18 protein-coding genes are annotated in these 15,516 nt (G+C 73.7%); 11 read left to right on the forward strand and 7 right to left on the reverse strand.

All coding sequences use genetic code 11. The features are described from left to right. Positions 1–250: 250 nt before the first annotated feature. Entirely contained in the window at positions 251–376 is a 126-nt protein-coding gene (locus ABEA81_RS05015) for an alpha/beta fold hydrolase (protein ID WP_345603577.1), read from the forward strand. Between the two features lie 28 nt (positions 377–404). Here the strand turns inward: ABEA81_RS05015 and ABEA81_RS05020 are convergent, their stop codons facing one another. Beyond that, positions 405–2,207, reverse strand: coding sequence for an ABC transporter ATP-binding protein (locus ABEA81_RS05020; protein WP_345603578.1), 1,803 nt, complete (start codon positions 2,205–2,207; stop codon positions 405–407). Positions 2,208–2,288: 81 nt separating this feature from the next. On the opposite strand from ABEA81_RS05020, the gene ABEA81_RS05025 reads away from it, so the two are divergent. Together ABEA81_RS05025 and ABEA81_RS05030 are read left to right on the forward strand one after the other, a co-directional pair. Continuing rightward, on the forward strand, positions 2,289–2,705 hold the full coding sequence (locus tag ABEA81_RS05025) for a MarR family winged helix-turn-helix transcriptional regulator (RefSeq protein ID WP_345603579.1): 417 nt from the start codon (positions 2,289–2,291) through the stop codon (positions 2,703–2,705). Positions 2,706–2,807: 102 nt separating this feature from the next. After that, entirely contained in the window at positions 2,808–3,458 is a 651-nt protein-coding gene (locus tag ABEA81_RS05030; RefSeq protein ID WP_345603580.1) for a GPP34 family phosphoprotein, read from the forward strand. A 19-nt stretch (positions 3,459–3,477) separates the two neighbouring features. Here the strand turns inward: ABEA81_RS05030 and ABEA81_RS05035 are convergent, their stop codons facing one another. Next, positions 3,478–5,034, reverse strand: coding sequence for a flavin-containing monooxygenase (locus ABEA81_RS05035; RefSeq protein WP_425570455.1), 1,557 nt, complete (start codon positions 5,032–5,034; stop codon positions 3,478–3,480). A gap of 228 nt (positions 5,035–5,262) precedes the next feature. Here ABEA81_RS05035 and ABEA81_RS05040 point away from each other — a divergent pair, with 228 nt between their 5' ends. After that, positions 5,263–6,186 carry an alpha/beta hydrolase gene (locus tag ABEA81_RS05040; RefSeq protein WP_345603582.1) on the forward strand — a complete coding sequence of 308 codons (924 nt, stop codon included), beginning with the start codon at positions 5,263–5,265 and terminating at the stop codon, positions 6,184–6,186. An 89-nt stretch (positions 6,187–6,275) separates the two neighbouring features. Next, the gene (locus ABEA81_RS05045; RefSeq protein ID WP_345603583.1) at positions 6,276–6,464 is read left to right on the forward strand and encodes a hypothetical protein; all 189 of its coding nucleotides are present in this window, start codon (positions 6,276–6,278) and stop codon (positions 6,462–6,464) included. Positions 6,465–6,498: 34 nt separating this feature from the next. On the opposite strand, the gene ABEA81_RS05050 is transcribed toward ABEA81_RS05045, so the two are convergent. Together ABEA81_RS05050 and ABEA81_RS05055 are read right to left on the reverse strand one after the other, a co-directional pair. Continuing rightward, on the reverse strand, positions 6,499–7,320 hold the full coding sequence (locus ABEA81_RS05050; protein WP_345603584.1) for a class I SAM-dependent methyltransferase: 822 nt from the start codon (positions 7,318–7,320) through the stop codon (positions 6,499–6,501). A 95-nt stretch (positions 7,321–7,415) separates the two neighbouring features. Further along, positions 7,416–7,991 carry a helix-turn-helix domain-containing protein gene (locus ABEA81_RS05055; RefSeq protein ID WP_345603585.1) on the reverse strand — a complete coding sequence of 192 codons (576 nt, stop codon included), beginning with the start codon at positions 7,989–7,991 and terminating at the stop codon, positions 7,416–7,418. 264 nt (positions 7,992–8,255) lie between these two features. Here ABEA81_RS05055 and ABEA81_RS05060 point away from each other — a divergent pair, with 264 nt between their 5' ends. From ABEA81_RS05060 to ABEA81_RS05070, 3 genes are all read left to right on the forward strand, one after another. Beyond that, complete coding sequence (locus tag ABEA81_RS05060; RefSeq protein WP_345603586.1) at positions 8,256–9,032, forward strand: crotonase/enoyl-CoA hydratase family protein; 777 nt, start codon at positions 8,256–8,258, stop codon at positions 9,030–9,032. A 54-nt stretch (positions 9,033–9,086) separates the two neighbouring features. Next, positions 9,087–9,872 (forward strand): enoyl-CoA hydratase/isomerase family protein, encoded by a 786-nt coding sequence (locus tag ABEA81_RS05065; protein WP_345603587.1) that lies wholly within the window; start codon positions 9,087–9,089, stop codon positions 9,870–9,872. 89 nt (positions 9,873–9,961) lie between these two features. Beyond that, positions 9,962–10,723: a 3-hydroxyacyl-CoA dehydrogenase gene (locus ABEA81_RS05070; RefSeq protein ID WP_345603588.1), complete on the forward strand. Its 762-nt coding sequence runs from the start codon at positions 9,962–9,964 to the stop codon at positions 10,721–10,723. 15 nt (positions 10,724–10,738) lie between these two features. On the opposite strand, the gene ABEA81_RS05075 is transcribed toward ABEA81_RS05070, so the two are convergent. Beyond that, on the reverse strand, positions 10,739–11,128 hold the full coding sequence (locus tag ABEA81_RS05075) for a MerR family transcriptional regulator (protein ID WP_345603589.1): 390 nt from the start codon (positions 11,126–11,128) through the stop codon (positions 10,739–10,741). A 118-nt stretch (positions 11,129–11,246) separates the two neighbouring features. Here ABEA81_RS05075 and ABEA81_RS05080 point away from each other — a divergent pair, with 118 nt between their 5' ends. Then, complete coding sequence (locus tag ABEA81_RS05080) at positions 11,247–12,356, forward strand: alkene reductase (protein ID WP_345603590.1); 1,110 nt, start codon at positions 11,247–11,249, stop codon at positions 12,354–12,356. A gap of 28 nt (positions 12,357–12,384) precedes the next feature. Here ABEA81_RS05080 and ABEA81_RS05085 read toward each other — a convergent pair whose 3' ends face one another. Beyond that, positions 12,385–13,254, reverse strand: a complete 870-nt coding sequence (locus tag ABEA81_RS05085) for a sugar phosphate isomerase/epimerase family protein (RefSeq protein WP_345603591.1) — start codon at positions 13,252–13,254, stop codon at positions 12,385–12,387. Between the two features lie 123 nt (positions 13,255–13,377). Here ABEA81_RS05085 and ABEA81_RS05090 point away from each other — a divergent pair, with 123 nt between their 5' ends. Beyond that, the gene (locus ABEA81_RS05090; protein ID WP_345603592.1) at positions 13,378–13,788 is read left to right on the forward strand and encodes a DUF4870 domain-containing protein; all 411 of its coding nucleotides are present in this window, start codon (positions 13,378–13,380) and stop codon (positions 13,786–13,788) included. Here ABEA81_RS05090 and ABEA81_RS05095 read toward each other — a convergent pair. Then, positions 13,758–14,468: a TetR/AcrR family transcriptional regulator gene (locus ABEA81_RS05095; protein WP_345603593.1), complete on the reverse strand. Its 711-nt coding sequence runs from the start codon at positions 14,466–14,468 to the stop codon at positions 13,758–13,760. The genes ABEA81_RS05090 and ABEA81_RS05095 overlap by 31 nt on opposite strands. A 131-nt stretch (positions 14,469–14,599) precedes the next feature. Here ABEA81_RS05095 and ABEA81_RS05100 point away from each other — a divergent pair, with 131 nt between their 5' ends. Then, entirely contained in the window at positions 14,600–15,502 is a 903-nt protein-coding gene (locus ABEA81_RS05100) for an SMP-30/gluconolactonase/LRE family protein (protein WP_345603594.1), read from the forward strand. Positions 15,503–15,516: the final 14 nt, after the last annotated feature.

The raw sequence follows: 15,516 nt of genomic DNA on the forward strand, positions 1-15,516 counted from the left end.
GTCGGAGGCTGGACCGCCGCCGAGATGCTCCTCGACCCGCGTGCCGGCGAGCGCATCAGCGCCGCGCGTCCTGCTCGACCCCGTCGGCATCCTGGTGCCCGAGCACCCGATCACCGACCTCACCGCGGTGCCCCCCGACCGGATCGCGGGCGCCTCGCCGAGGTCGCCCTCCCGGTCCGGCTGCTCTGGGGCGTCAGCGACCGGGTCGTGACCCCCGAGTACGGGCGCGCCTACGCCGACTCGATCCCGGGTGCCGGAGCTCGTCGTACTCGCCGAGACCGGTCACCTGCCCCAGGTCGAGCAGCCCACGCGGACCCGTGACCTGGTCCGGGAGTTCGCCGACCGCCACGCCGGACGGCCGTCCACCACGGCGTGACGGCCCGGCGCCGCCGCTCCCGCGGTGCTCAGGCCGCGAGGGTCGCGTAGCGGCCGTGCCGGGCGACGAGGGTGTCGTGGGTGCCCGACTCTGCGATCCGGCCGTGGTCGACCACGACGATCTGGTCGGCGGCCCGCACCGTGGAGAGCCGGTGGGCGATGGTGATCGTCGTCCGGCCGCGGCCGAGCTCGTCGAGTGCACGCTGCACGGCGCGTTCGGTCGCGGTGTCGAGCGCGCTGGTGGCCTCGTCGAGGACGAGTACCCGTGGGTCGCGCAGGAGGGTCCGCGCGATCGCTATGCGTTGCTTCTCCCCGCCGGAGAAGCGGTGGCCGCGGGAGCCGACGACGGTGTCGTAGCCGTCGGGGAGGCTCACGATCAGGTCGTGGATCTGCGCGTCCCGCGCCGCCGCCTCGATCTCGGCGTCCGTGGCGTCCGACCGGGCGTAGCGCAGGTTCTCGCGGACGGTGGTGTGCAGCAGGTACGTCTCCTGGCTGACGACGCCGACGATGCGCGCGAGGTCGGCGAGTCGCATGTCCCGCAGGTCGATGCCGTCGATGGTGATGCGCCCGGCGTCGGGGTCGTGGAGCCGTGCGATCAGGGCGGCGATCGTGCTCTTGCCCGAGCCGGTCTCGCCCACCAGCGCGAGCGTGGAGCCCGCGGGCACGTCCAGGGTGATCCCGGCGACGGCGGCGGTGTCGCTGCCGGTGTGGGTGAAGGTGACGTCCTCGATGCGGACGTGTCCCTCGACCCGCGCCGGGTCGATGTCCACGGGTGCGGCCGGGTCGTCGACGTCCACCGGCAGGTCGAGGTACTCGAAGATCCGTGCGAACAGCGCGAGCGAGCTGATCAGCGACACCCCGACGTCGAGCAGGCCGACGATCGGCCGGTACAGCCCCGCCTGCAGCGCGGTGAAGGCGACGAGGGTGCCGATCGTCATCGTCCCGCCGGTGACCGGCAGGCCCGCGCTGAGGTAGATGATCGCCGGGATCGCGGCGAAGACGATGGTGGTGGCGGCCATCCGCCAGCGCCCGGCGAGCTGGGCGCGCAGCTCCAGGTCGACCAGTCGCTCCGACGATGCGGTGAACCGGCGCACCAGTGCGGGGCCGGTGCCCATCGTCTTCGTGAGCTGCACCGCGCTGATCGACAGCCCTTCCTCGATGACGACGTTCAGGTCGGCCAGCTCGCGCTGCTGGGCCGCGGTGATGGCGCGCCGCATCCGCGCCACGCGCCGGGTCAGCCAGATCGACGGCGGCAGCACCAGCAGGGACACCAGCGTCAGCTGCCAGCTCAGGGCGAGCATGGCGACCAGGGTGGCGACGACGGTGGTGAGGTTCGACGCGAGCGAGGTGGCCGTGGAGGTGACGACGGTCTGCATGCCGCCGATGTCGTTGGTGATCCGGGACTGCACCTCGCCGGTGCGGGTGCGGGTGAAGAAGGCGACCGACTGGCGCTGCAGGTGCGTGAAGACGTCGGTGCGCAGCCGGTGCATGACCTGCTGGCCGACGTTCGTCGAGATCCAGGCCTGGACCACACCCAGCGCCGCGGTGACGGTGGCGACGGCGACCATGCCGATCACCAGCCACACCAGCAGGGGTAGGTTCCGGTCCGGCAGCGCGTCGTCGATCACGGCGCGCAGGAGGAACGGCGAGGCCATCGCGACGACGGACGACGCGACGATGATCGCGGTGACGGTGGCGATGGACCAGCGGTGCGGGATGAACAGCCGGGCGATCCGGCGCAGTGAGACGTCACGCGCCCGCGCCTTGTCGGCGGCGGTGACGGAGTGCCGGCCGGGGCGGCCCGGGCGGTCGGTGGAGGTGTCGGGTCCCAAGTTCGGGTGTCCTTCCGTCGGGGATTGCTGAGGTATCCTCAACGTGAGGGGACAACGGTACCTGCGGGTAGGGTATTCCGCGTGTCCGAGGAGCCGGAGGAGTCGCTGGCCGAAGCGTTCCGCGCGGTCGCGCGGCAGCTGCGCCACCTGACCCAGCGCACGCTCGCTCCGTGGGACGTCACGCCGGCACAGGCTCGCGCGCTCGGCGTCCTCGTCCGGCACGGGCCCGTGCGGCTCGGCGCCCTCTCCGAGCACCTGCGCATCGCTCCGCGCTCCGCCACCGAGGTGGTGGACGCGCTGGAGGAGGCCGGGCTGGTCGAGCGCCGGCCCGACCCCGAGGACCGGCGCGCCACCCTCGTCGCCCCCACCGGCCGCGGGCAGGAGGTCGCCGCCGCGATCCGCGCCGCGCGGGCCGCCGAGGCGGAGGGTTTCTTCGCCCGCCTCGACGAGGCCGACCGCGCGTCGCTCGCCCGGATCCTGCGGACCCTCCGGAACTGAACGGGCCGCGCGGTCGCTGTCCGTGCGTGCCCGGGGGCACTAGGGTCCGTGCCGCCGCACCGTCGGCTCGATGGAGAGCAGGAACGGGAGATCGGGTGTCGGATGACCCAGAACGCGCTGGCCCGGAGGATGTTCCTGGTCCTGCACGACCCCTTCTCGGGCAAGGCGTTGGGGCCGCCGAAGCTGATCCGGTACGCGGTCGGCACGGCGGGGCTCGCGGAGCTGGTGATGCAGCGCAGGCTCGCCGTGGACGGCGGGCGGATCGCCGTGGCAGGCGAGTGGCGCGACGGCGGCGCGGACGCGGTGCAGGCGATCCTCCTCGGCGCGGTCGGGCCTGCGGGTAGCGACATCACGCGCAGCTGGGTGGAGGAGGTCGGCGACGCCGTGTACGCGCAGGTGGTGCGCGGGCTGGTGGCCGACCGGGTGATCCGGCGCGAGGTGCGGGGCGGGCTGCTGCGCCGGGGCGCCGCGGAGAGGTTCCCCGCCGTCGACCTGCTGAGTGCTGCGGGCCCGCGGGTCCAGTTGGAGCACATGCTGTGCTCCCCGCACGACATGGACGTCGTCGGCTCCACGTTCGCCACCATCCTCGACCGCCTGCGCCTGGACGCCGCGCTCGACTTCGACTGCGACCGGGGCGTCGTCCGGCGCGCCGCGGCGGCGGCCGTCCGCGGCCTGCCCGGTGACCTCCGGAACCTGGTGACGGAGGTCGCGAAGGCCGTCGTCGAGGTGACGCTGACCTTCCGCCGGCTCTAGCCGTAGCGGTTCGGGCGGCTCACCGGTCCGGGGTGAGGACGAAGCCGTCGTAGCCCGCCGCCGCGATCTCGGCACACCGGCGGGCGTAGGTGGCGAACCCGCCGGCGTAGGGCAGGAACACCCGGGGCTTCCCGGGCACGTTGGCGCCCAGGTACCAGGAGGTCGAGGCCATCGGGAGGAGCGTCCGGTGGGCGGCCTCCTCCACGTGCGCGCCCCAGGCCCGCTCGGCGTCCTCCGTCGCCTCGATCCGGACCAGCCCGCGGTCGCGCATGTACCCGATGCAGTCGCTGATCCACTCGACGTGCTGCTCGATCGAGGTGGGCATGTTGGTCAGCACGGAAGGGCTGCCGGGGCCGGTGATCGTGAACATGTTCGGGAAGCCGGACACCTGCAGGCCGAGGTAGCTGCGCGGCCCCTCCGACCACGCGTCCCGCAGCGACCGGCCTCCCTCGCCCCGGATGTCGACGGCCAGCAGGGGCCCGGTCAGCGCGTCGAAGCCGGTGGCGAAGACCAGGCAGTCGAGCGGGTACGACGCCGACGACGTGCGGACGCCGCTCGCGGTGATCTCGACGATCGGGGACTTCCGGACGTCGACGAGCGTGACGTCGTCGCGGTTGTAGGTCTCGAAGTAACCGGTGTCGATCGGTGGCCGCTTGGTCGCGAACGGGTGGTCGTACGGGACGAGCTTCTCCGCCGTCCCCGGGTCCCGCACCGTCTCCCGGATCTTGGCGCGGATGAACTCCGACGCCGTGTCGTTGGCCTCCTTGCTGGTCAGCAGGTCGGCGAAGGCGGCCCGGAACCGGAGCCCGCCCCGCTGCCATGCTTCCTCGTAGATCCTCTCGCGTTCGTCGTCCGGCACCGACAGCGCGGGCCGCGGGTCGATGCCGAACGGGTGGCCGTTGGTCGACTCGCGCTGGGCGCGGCGGATCGCGGCGTAGCCGGCCTTGACCTCGCGCTGGAAGGCCGGGTCCATCGGCCCGTTGCGCGCCGGGATGCTGTAGTTCGGGGTGCGCTGGAAGACGGTGAGGTGCTTCGCCTGCTGGGCGATGACCGGGATGGCCTGGATCCCGGTGGAGCCCGTCCCGACCACCCCCACCCGCTGACCCGTGAAGTCGACACCCTCGTGCGGCCACGTCGCGGTGTGGAACCACCGGCCGCCGAACGTCTCGAGCCCCGGGATCTGCGGGATGTTCGCCGAGGACAGGCACCCCACCGCGGTGATGAAGAAGCGCGCCGAGTAGCGCTCGCCGGTGTCGGTGCGCAGCCGCCAGCAGGCGTCGCCGTCGTCGAGAACGGCTTCGGTCACCCGCCTGCCGAACCGGATGTCCCGGCGCAGGTCGAACCGGTCGGCCACGTGGTCCAGGTAGCGGAGGATCTCCGGCTGCCGGGGGTAGCGCTCGCTCCACTCCCACTCCTGCTGCAGTTCGTCGGAGAACGAGTAGGAGTAGTAGTAGCTCTCCGAGTCGCAGCGGGCACCCGGGTAGCGGTTCCAGTACCAGGTGCCCCCGACGCCGTCCCCCGCCTCGAGGACCACGGCCGAACAGCCAAGGCTCCTCAGCCGGTGGAGCATGTACATGCCCGCGAAGCCGGCACCCACCACCACGGCGTCGAACGTGCGGAGCGGGGCGTCCTCCGGTGGCACGGGCCGTCCTCCTCGAATCTGGCTGTGATCCGTGACGCTCGTTTGGCATGCTAAGCGATCGTTCCGGTGCGCACCGTCCCCCGCGGGCCGCGAACTGGCCGTCGGGTCAGGGAGCCTCCGCGCGCCCGCCGGACCCGGACCCGTTCCCCCGTGGAGGAAGCGATGCCGCTCGACCCGCAGTTCCGCACGGTGATCGACCAGCTCACGGCGGGAGGTGCCCTCCCGCTCGTCCGGGCGACCGGCCAGGAGACGAGGAGCCACTACCGCTCGCTCGCGATGGCCCGGCGGGGTGCCGGGTACTCGCCGGAAACCGTGGGGAAGGTCGCGGACGACGTGGTCGATGGCCCGGCGGGGCCGGTGCCGGTCCGGGTGTACACGCCCGTCGAGGACCGCGGGCGGGTCGTCACCTACCTGCACGGCGGCGGCTGGGTGGTCGGCGACCTCGACACGCACGACCCGGTGTGCCGGCGGGTGGCCAACGCGGTCGGCGCCACCCTCGTGGCGGTCGACTACCGGCTGGCGCCCGAGCACCCGTACCCGGCCCCGCTCGACGACACGATGGCCGCGCTCGCCTGGACCGCGGACCGGTATCCCGGCAGGCGGCACGTCGTCGCCGGGGACAGCGCCGGCGCCAGCCTCGCGGCAGGCGCCGCGCTGCGGGCGCGCGACGAGAAGGGGCCCGGGCTCGCCGCGCAGCTGCTCGTGTACCCGGCCGCCGACCCGTCCATGGGCATGCCGTCGATGCGGGAGAACGGCGAGGGCTACTTCCTCACCCGCGCGGACATGGCCTGGTTCTACGACCAGTACCTGCCGACCCGGGCACAGCGAGCCGCGCCCCTCATCGACCTCCTGCGGGCGCCCGACCTCGCCGGCCTGCCCCCGGCGGTCGTCGCGACGGCCGAGTTCGACCCGCTGCGCGACGAGGGCGACGCCTACGCCGAACGCCTGCGCGCGGCCGGCGTCGAGGTGCGGCACGTGCCCGGTCCCGGGCTCATCCACGGCTACTTCGCCTTCCTCGGCGTCGTGGCCGAGGCGGACGCCCGCAGCAGGGAGGTCCTCGGCGCGCTCGACGACCTGCTGGGCTGACGCTTCCCCTACCGGGCACCCGCCAGCCGGGCGAGTGCGGTGGCGCTCGGGCTGCCGGGATCCGGGTCGAGCACACCGGGATCGCCGACGTGGCGCTCGGCTACCGGGCCGGCGGGATCCCGGCTCCGTTCGCCGACGCGCTGGCCGCCGTCGACGCCGGGATCGCCGCCGGCCGGGAGGACCGGGTCTCCACCGCCGTGCTGGACCTGACCGGCCGCCCACCCCGCACCTTCGCCGAGTTCGTCCGCGATCACGCGGGCGAGTGGACGGAGGCCTGACCCGTCGAACCGGCGTCGGCCGATCCAGGCCGTCTCAGGCGCGCCGGGCGGCCCACACGGCCCGTTCCGTGCGCACCGCGAGGTCGGGCCGGCGCAGGATGCTGCCCGGGCCGTCGGTGTCGAGCAGCTCGTCCAGTGCGGTCAGGTCCTCGGCCGAGAGCGCACCGGCGACGGCCTCGCGCAGGCGCCGCAGGCCCTGCAGGGCGTAGCGGGCGACCGCCTCGGACCGGGAGCGCGCGACGTCGACGGTGATCGTGCGCTCGCCTGCGGCGGTGAACCCGGCGGCGGTGAGCCTCGGGCCCCAGTCGGCGCCGCGGTGGGGCACGTGCTCGGCGTGGAAGGGCTCGCTCGCCGCGTGGAGGCGTTCCTCCAGGCCGGGCCGGTTCTCCGGGGCGTCCACGGGCAGGAACCGGGGGAAGCCGGCGAGCTCGACCACGGCGAGCAGGCCGCGGGGGGCGAGCGTGTCGTGGACCCGGCGCAGCGTGCGATCGGGATCGGCCATGTGGTGCAGGGAGGCCGACGCCCACACCAGGTCGGGCTCGCCGAGGTCCGGCCACGCCTCGTCGAGATCGGCCTGGACGGTGCGCACCTGTCCGGCGACGCCGCGCTCGCGGGCCTTCTCCCGCAGGCGGTGCAGGTGCTCGGCCGCGGCGTCGACGGCGGTGACGTGCGCATGGGGGAAGCGTGCGAGCAGGGCGAAGGTGCCGGTACCGGTCCCGCAGCCCAGGTCCACGATCTCGCGCGGGCTCGCCTCGACCGGCAGCCACGCGGCGATGGCGGCGATGTGCTCCGCGAGCACTTCCGCGTCGAGGTCGAGGAGCTCGGCCTGGCCGTGGTCGTCAGCCGTGTGCGTCATGCCGTCACGGTAGGCCGGGCATGCGCACAGCGCATGATCGATTGCTTCATCGGCAAGAGGGTGGGTGCTCGGGCTGCCGGCGGCGCACGAGTGCCCTATGCGGCGGGCCCCTCGTCGGCCCGGTGCCCGCGGCGGGCGTCGCGGTCGAAGATGCCGAGGATCTCGCACGGTCCCCCCTCCGCGCCGATGGCGTGCGGCAGCATCGTGGGGAACTCCGCGGCCTGGTTGGTCTCCACGCGCAGGCGCCGGTTGCCCAAAAGCAGCACCGCGGTGCCGGAGAGGACGACGAGCCACTCGTGGCCGGGGTGGGCGCGCAGGCGTGAGGGGTCGTCCGGTGGCGGGTCGGTGATGCGGCGGCGCATGACGGTCATGCCCGGATCCGCCTTGACCGGCCACCGCATCAGCCCGTGGGCGCCGTCGATCGTCGGGCCGGCGACCACGTCGTCGGTGTCGGTCTCGACGAGCTGGTCGAGCGACGTGTCCAGGGCCCGGGCGATGGTGACGAGCTGGTCGAGTGCGAGGCGGCGGCGGCCGGTCTCGATCCGGCTGAGCGACGACGGGCTCAGGTGCGCCCGGCCGGCCAGCTCCTCGAGCGACCAGCCCTGCGCCATCCGCAGGGCGCGGATGCGGGTGCGCACCAGGCTGTCCAGCGCCCCATCGTCTTGCGTCATGGGCGCGAGCGTATGCCCAGGGCGCAACCCGCTCAGGCGCGAGCGGTCAGGGCCGGCAACACCGTCTCGGCGACGGTGTCGAGGATGCGGCGGGACCGGCGGGTATCTCCCGTCGCGTCGGTCTCCATCATCACCTGCAGGGCCGCGCCACGGAACGGAGCTGGTGCCTGCGTAGAGCTACGGTGACGGCGCCGGTCGGACGAGCCGCGGGACCCGGACCGGCACACCCGTCGGGAGACGGGTCCACCGACCGACAGGAGCGCCGTGTCCCCCGACGACAAGCCAGTGCTCGTGACGACACCCGCCGACGGCGTGCTCGTGGTGACCATCGACCGGCCGCAGGCCCGCAACGCCGTCACCGCGGCGGTGGCGCAGGGGATCGCGGAGGCGATGGACCGCCTCGACGCCGACGACGCGCTCCGGGTCGGCGTCCTCACCGGTGCGGGCGGCACGTTCTGCGCGGGCATGGACCTCAAGGCGTTCGTCCGCGGGGAGCGTCCGGTCGTGCCCGGCCGCGGGTTCGCCGGCGTGACGCAACGGCCGCCAGCCAAGGCGCTGATCGCCGCGGTGGAGGGGTACGCGCTCGCGGGCGGTTTCGAGCTGGTGCTCGCCTGCGACCTCGTGGTCGCGGCGGAGGGCGCCGTCTTCGGCATCCCCGAGGTGACGCGCGGGCTGGTCGCGGCCGCGGGCGGGCTGCTCCGGCTGCCGAAGCGGATCCCCTACCACCAGGCGATGGAGCTGGCGCTGCTCGGCAACCACATACCCGCGGCGCGGGCCAGGGAGCTGGGCCTGGTGAACCGGCTCGTCCCGGACGGCACGGCGCTCGACGCGGCGCTCGAGCTCGCCGCCGAGATCGGCGCGAACGGGCCGCTGGCGGTGGCGGCCAGCAAGGAGATCGTCGCGTCGGTGGGCGGGTGGCCCGAGGACGAGATGTGGGAGCGGCAGGCGCAGATCGCGGGTCCGGTCTCGGCGTCGGAGGACGCCGCCGAGGGTGCGCGGGCGTTCGCCGAGAAGCGGCCCCCGCTGTGGAGCGGCCGGTAGCGCGGCGCTCGTGCTACAAACGCGCCGGGAGCACCGAGCGTCCAGGGAGGAACGATGGCCGAGGACGTCCTGCTCACCGCCCGCGACAGCGGCGTGCTGACCCTGACGCTCAACCGCCCGCACCGCAGGAACGCACTCGACACCGAGCTGTGGGCCGCCCTGCGCGAGCAGCTGACCGCCGCCCGCGACGACGCCGACGTGCGGGCCCTCGTGATCACCGGCGCCGGCGGGGCCTTCTGCGCGGGCGCGGACCTGTCCGGCGGCCGGTCGGCCGGGCACCCGCTGGACCGGATGCGGCGGATCAACGAGGTGGCCCTGCTGCTGCACGAGCTGCCCGTCCCGTCGATCGCGAAGGTGGACGGCGTCGCCGTCGGGGCGGGGTGGAACCTCGCCCTCGGCTGCGACCTCGTCGTCGCCACCCCCACCGCGCGGTTCTCGCAGATCTTCGCCAAGCGCGGTCTCTCCCTGGACTTCGGCGGCTCGTGGCTCCTGCCCAAGCTGGTGGGGATGCAGCAGGCGAAGCGGCTCGCCCTGCTGGCGGAGATGATCGACGCCGCCGAGGCGCACCGGCTGGGGCTGGTCACCTGGGTGGTGGAGCCGGAGGAGATCGACGGGTTCGTCGCCGACCTCGGCAACCGGCTCGCGGCCGCCGCGCCGGTCGCGGTCGCGCAGTCGAAGGCGCTGCTGCACGAAGGCGCGGACGGCACCCTGCGCGACGCGCTCGCCGCCGAGGCGCGCGCCCAGGCCGTCAACTTCGCCACCGCCGACGCCCCGGCGGCGTTCGCCGCGTTCAACGCGAAGCGCGACCCGGTGTTCACCGGGGAGTGGACGGTCCGCTGACCGACCGCACCCATGTCCGGGGGCCCGGTACGTCGTGAGGGCCGCGGTGCGCGGCGCATACTCGATCTTCTGACGAGAGGACGGTACGAGTGGACATCAACGGATCGGTCGCGCTGGTCACCGGAGGGGCGTCCGGCCTGGGGCTGGCGACCGCGGAGAAGCTCCTCGCCGCAGGCGCGAGCGTGCTGATCCTCGACCTGCCCACCTCCTCCGGCGCTGCGGTGGCCGAGAAGCTGGGCGAGCGGGTGCGGTTCGCCCCGGGCGACGTCACCGACGAGGCGAGCGTCGCGGCGGCCCTCGACGCCGCCGGGGAGCTGGGCACACTGCGGGTGGCGGTCAACTGCGCCGGCACCGGCAACGCGATCAAGACGCTCGGCAAGAACGGCCCGTTCCCGCTGCCCGACTTCACGCGGATCATCGGCATCAACCTCGTCGGGACGTTCAACGTGATCCGGCTGGCCGCGGAGCGGATCGCCGCGGCCGAGCCGCTGGGGGAGGAGCGCGGGGTCATCGTCAACACCGCATCGGTGGCGGCGTTCGACGGCCAGATCGGGCAGGCGGCGTACTCGGCGTCGAAGGGCGGCGTGGTCGGGATGACGCTGCCGATCGCGCGCGATCTCGCGCCGCTGCTGATCCGGGTGGTGACGATCGCGCCGGGGCTGTTCGACACGCCGCTGCTCGCGGGCCTGCCCGAGGACGCGCGGAAGTCGCTGGGTGCGCAGGTGCCCCATCCGGCGCGGCTGGGCGACCCGGCCGAGTTCGGCGGGCTGGTCGAGCACATCGTGGCCAACCCGATGCTCAACGGCGAGGTGATCCGGCTCGACGGCGCCATCCGCATGGCTCCGCGGTAGCGGGAGCAGGCGGGATCAGGCGGGTACTGCGCCGGCGCCCGCGCGCGCCATTTCGCGGCGGTGGTCGCGGTTGGCCGCGATCACCCGGTCCAGGGTGTCCCGGGCGTGGAGCAGCTCGTCGATGTGGACGCTGAGCCGGTCGCGTTCCTGGATCATCCGTTCGAAGGCGGCGTCGGAGTTCGCGTCGCTGGGGGAGTCGACGCAGGGCAGCAGCTCGGCGATGGTCCGGCTGGACAGGCCGGCGACGTACAGGCGCTGCAGGAGCTGCACCCGCTCGACCGCGTCCTCCGCGAAGTGGCGCTGGCCGCTCGGGCTGCGGCTGCTGGTGAGCAGGCCCTGCTCCTCGTAGTAGCGCAGCGACCGGACGCTCACCCCCGCGCGCTCCGCGACCTCTCCGATCCGCATGGGTCCTCCTCGTGTGATCCGCGACGCAAACCCTCGCCTCTGACGTCAGCGTCAGGTTCTAGCGTAGCGCGCGGTGGCCGACCGCACCGATCGGCCCGAGGAGGGAGGAGCTCCACCCGTGACCACACTGTTCGAGCGTCACCAGCTCGGCGACCTGATCCTGCCCAACCGGATCGTGATGGCTCCGATGACGCGCGTCCGGGCCACCCCCGACGGGCGGGCGACGCCGTCGATGGCGGCCTACTACGCCCAGCGGGCGACCGCGGGTCTCATCGTCAGCGAGGGCGTGCACCCCAACCGCGTCGGCCAGTCCAACCCGGGCACCCCGGGGCTCGCCACCGACGAGCAGGCGGACTCCTGGCGGGCGGTCACCGACGCCGTCCACGTCAACGGCGGGCGGATCTTCGCGCAGCTCATGCACGGTGGCCGGGTCTCGCATCCCGACACCACCGGACTGCAACCGGTCGGCCCGTCCGCGGTCCCGGCCACCGGCGAGGTGTTCACCCCGAACGGCCCGCGGCCCGTGCCCGTCCCGCGGGCACTGGCCACCGCCGAGGTGCCCGAGCAGGCCCGTTCGTACGGCGAGGCCGCCCGTCGAGGGGTTGCCGCGGGCTTCGACGGGGTCGAGCTGCACGGCGCCAACGGTTACCTGATCTCCCAGTTCCTGTCCTCCACGGCCAACCGGCGCACCGATGCCTACGGTGGTTCGATCGCGCGCCGCATCCGGTTCGCGGTGGAGGCGGTCGAGGCGACGGTCGACGCGATCGGTGCCGGGCGCACCGGGATCCGGCTCTCGCCGGGCGCAAGCTTCTGGGGCGCGGAGGAGACCGACGTGCCCGGTCTCTACGCAGCCCTGCTGGCCGAGCTGAGCCGCTTCGACCTCGCCTACGTCCACCTCGAGGCGACCACCGACCCGGACACGCTGCTCGGGCTGCGCACGGCGTGGGACGGCACGCTGATCGTGAACCCGACCGTCCCGATGGGGTCGCGGCGCACCGACCGCGCCGCCGCCGACCACTGGCTCGGCCTCGGTGCCGACCTGGTCAGCTTCGGGCGGCCCTTCATCAGCAACCCCGATCTGGTCGAACGGGTCCGCGCCGGGCTGCCGATCGTCGAGGACGACGAGGCCACCTGGTACCAGGGTGGCGACGGCGGCTACCTCGACTACCCGACCTACCGGTACGCCGCGGCCGCCCCGGCGCTCGCCGCGGCGAGCGCCGCCCGCTGACCGCCGGCCGAGACGGCTCGGGTGCGCGTCAGAACAGGTGGCCGTACCCGTAGCCGACGAGGTTGTCGTAGGAGATCCGCAGCGACTCCCACACCGTGCGGCCGTAGAGCTCGTCCTGCTCGACGAGCAGGTACTCGGCCCCTGAGGCGAGGGACGTCTCGATGATCGACGGCCAGTCGAGGTTGCCCTCGCCGACCTCGGCGAACTGGACGACCCCGAGCCACGCGGCCGTCCAGGTGGACGTGTCGCCCGCGGCGTGCGCGTCGATCGCCTCCGCGGGCGGCCAGCCGATCCGGTAGTCCTTCAGGTGGACCATGCGCACGCGGCCGGCGTGCTGCCCGATCACCCGGGCCGGGTCGAGGCCACCGCGGGCGATCCAGTGCGCGTCGAGCTCGAGCCCGACGTTCGGCGAGTGCTCCGCGATCACGTCGAGCAGGTAGCGGCCCCGGTGCTTGGCGAACTCGACGTGGTGGTTGTGGTAGTAGAGCCGGATCCCCTCGTCGGCGAGGCGGCGGGCGGCGGCGTCGGCGCGCTCGCAGAAGCCGAGCACGGCGTCCACCGACCGCAGCGCGGGCACCGGCAGCATCCCGATGCGCACCATCTCCGCGCCGAGCCGGCGCGCATCCGAGACGACCTTGTCGAACGAGTCCTCGATCGAATCGTTCGCCCCGCCCGGGGCGAGTGCGGCCGAGGTGGACGAGAACGTGAAGCCGAGCTCGTCGCGCGCTTTCGCGAGCTCGTCCACCGTGGCGGGTGTCAGCGGGATCTGGGAGATCTCCGCGACGCGGTAACCGATGTCGACGACGCGGCGCAGCGTCTCGAACGCACCGAGCTCGGCGACCGCGTCCTTGAGCATCATCGCCTGGACGCCGATCCGGGACGTGGTGGGCGACGGCACGTCCTGCACGCTATGCGGCGCGTCTCCTCGCGGCAAGCGCTTGCCGCGTCGCCGCCCTTCGCCCGGGCACGACGGAACGGCTCCGCTCGTTGAACGCACGAGACCGCCGGAAGTGAGGACCCCATGTCGTCGCCCTACGAGCCCCATCAGCGCGATGCCGACACCACGCCGGTCGCGGCGCACTCCGCGAGCAGCCGGGTCGGAGCGATCCTCGCCCACCTGTCGGCGCCGATCGCGGCGCTCCTGAGCGCCGGTTCGCTCAGCCTGCTCGGGCCTCTGATCGTGTGGCTGCTGCTGAAGAACGAGCCGTTCGCCCGCCGGGCCGCCGCCGGGGCGTTCAACTTCAACCTGAGCTTCTGGGTGCTCTACCTGGTCAGCTGGGTCCTGATCTTCACCGTGATCGGCGCGGTGATCGGCATCCCGTTGATCGTCGTGCTGTTCGTGGTGTCCGCGTGGTGCCACATCAAGGGCGCCGTCCGGGCGGCCGACGACCGGCCGTACGACTACCCCTTCCAGATCCGCGTGCTGTCCTGACGCTCCGCTCGGCTCGACCCGATCATCCGGAGGGCGAGGTCGGCGTAGAAGTCGCCGAGGTCCTCCGGTGAGTCGGCGCCGTCGAGGCGGTACCACCGCACCAGGTCGATCCCGAGCGACAGGATCGCCCGCACCGCCCGGTTGACGTCGGGCACGTCGAAGGCGCCCTCCCGGGTGCCCCGCTCCACGGCGGCCCGCAGCTCGGCGGCGAAGCGCTGCCGCAGGTCCAGGACGGCATCGAGGTGCTCCGGCGCGAGGGCCGCCAGCTCGTACTGGCAGACCCGCGCCACGGTGTGGTGGCGCGCGTGCCACGTCACGTGGGCGGTCACGAGCCCCCGGACCAGCTGCCTGCTGTCGCGCTCGCCCGCCCGGGCCCGCAACGCCTCCAGCGCCCGCTCGTGACCGGTGCGGGCGACCTCGAACAGCACCTCCTCCTTCGAGGCGAAGTGGACGTAGAGCGCGCCGGGGCTGAGCCCGATCGCGGCCGTGATGTCGCGGGTGGTGGTGGCGTGGAAGCCCTTGCCGGCGAAGCACCGGACGGCCGAGGACAACAGGGCGCGGGCGACCGGAGCGGTGTCCTCGCGCCAGAACCCGTCCGGAACGGAGCCGGGTTCGAGCGCGGCCAGGAGCGCGCCCGCCGGATGCCGCCCGCCGCCGCGGCGGCGCTCGCTCGTCGGCATGAGCCGCTCCTCCTCACCCGGCCGTCCGGCTTGACACGCCCCGGGACCGAGATAACTATGCGCTCAGTAACCGAACCCGACAAGAAGGCCCTTCGCACTGCCGACGACGGCGTACGGGAGACGAGGTCACGATGGGGCGGGAACAGCTGTCCACCCGGCGGCCACGGGTCGTGCTCGAGGGGTACTCGTACCTCGAGTGCCCGCGCTGGCACGAGGACCGGCTCTGGGTGTCGGACTTCTACACCAACCAGGTGGTGGCCACCGACGGCCGGGGCGGCGCCGAGGTCGTGGCCGACGTGCCCGGCCAGCCGTCCGGGATCGGGTTCCTGCCCGACGGCCGGGCGCTGATCGTGCGCGACCACCGCCTCCTCGTCCGCGACGGCTCGGGGCGGCTGGAGGAGCACGCCGACCTGTCCGGCGCAGTCACCGGCGTCCTGAACGACATGCTCGTGGACGACCACGGGCGTGCCTACGTGGGCAACTTCGGCTTCGACCTCATGGGCGGCGCACCGCTGCGCTACACGACGCTCACGCGGGTCGACCTCGACGGCACAGTCACCACCGTGGCCGAGGACCTCGGCTTCCCCAACGGCATGGTGCTCCTGCCCGGCCGGGTGCTGGTCGTCGCGGAGACGTTCGCCGGGCGGCTGACCGCGTTCGACGTCGGCGACGACGGCGAGCTGCACGGCCGCCGGGTGTGGGCGCAGTTCGGCGAGCCGCCGCAGACCGAGGACGTCGGTGAGGCCGTGACCCTCCTCGAGGTGGCCCCCGACGGCATCTGCGCGGACGCCGAGGGGTCGATCTGGGTGGCCGACGCCCTCCACAACCGCGTCCTGCGGGTCCGCGAGGGCGGCGAGATCCAGGAGGAGATCCCGGCCGGGACCGGGGTGTTCGCCTGCATGCTCGGCGGCGCCGACGGCCGCACCCTGTTCCTGTGCGCGGCTCCCTCCTTCCCCGAGCACGAGCGCCGGCCGGTCCGGGAGGCGCAGCTGCTGGCGGTCGACGTGGACGTCCCGCACGCAGGCCTGCCCTGACCCGTCCGACGAGT

Origin of the sequence: Pseudonocardia adelaidensis, assembly GCF_039543345.1 — a bacterium.
GTDB classification, from domain to species: Bacteria; Actinomycetota; Actinomycetes; order Mycobacteriales; family Pseudonocardiaceae; genus Pseudonocardia; species Pseudonocardia adelaidensis.

What these genes read in the sequence shown, in the direction of transcription:
- ABEA81_RS05065 (WP_345603587.1), top strand. Translation starts at nt 9,087, where the DNA reads ATGGCCGAGGACGTCCTGCTCACCGCCCGCGACAGCGGCGTGCTGACC.
- ABEA81_RS05100 (WP_345603594.1), top strand. Translation starts at nt 14,600, where the DNA reads ATGGGGCGGGAACAGCTGTCCACCCGGCGGCCACGGGTCGTGCTCGAG.
- ABEA81_RS05095 (WP_345603593.1), bottom strand. Translation starts at nt 14,468, where the DNA reads ATGCCGACGAGCGAGCGCCGCCGCGGCGGCGGGCGGCATCCGGCGGGC.
- ABEA81_RS05050 (WP_345603584.1), bottom strand. Translation starts at nt 7,320, where the DNA reads ATGACGCACACGGCTGACGACCACGGCCAGGCCGAGCTCCTCGACCTC.
- ABEA81_RS05055 (WP_345603585.1), bottom strand. Translation starts at nt 7,991, where the DNA reads ATGACGCAAGACGATGGGGCGCTGGACAGCCTGGTGCGCACCCGCATC.
- ABEA81_RS05030 (WP_345603580.1), top strand. Translation starts at nt 2,808, where the DNA reads ATGACCCAGAACGCGCTGGCCCGGAGGATGTTCCTGGTCCTGCACGAC.
- ABEA81_RS05090 (WP_345603592.1), top strand. Translation starts at nt 13,378, where the DNA reads ATGTCGTCGCCCTACGAGCCCCATCAGCGCGATGCCGACACCACGCCG.
- ABEA81_RS05035 (WP_425570455.1), bottom strand. Translation starts at nt 5,034, where the DNA reads ATGTACATGCTCCACCGGCTGAGGAGCCTTGGCTGTTCGGCCGTGGTC.
- ABEA81_RS05075 (WP_345603589.1), bottom strand. Translation starts at nt 11,128, where the DNA reads ATGCGGATCGGAGAGGTCGCGGAGCGCGCGGGGGTGAGCGTCCGGTCG.
- ABEA81_RS05040 (WP_345603582.1), top strand. Translation starts at nt 5,263, where the DNA reads ATGCCGCTCGACCCGCAGTTCCGCACGGTGATCGACCAGCTCACGGCG.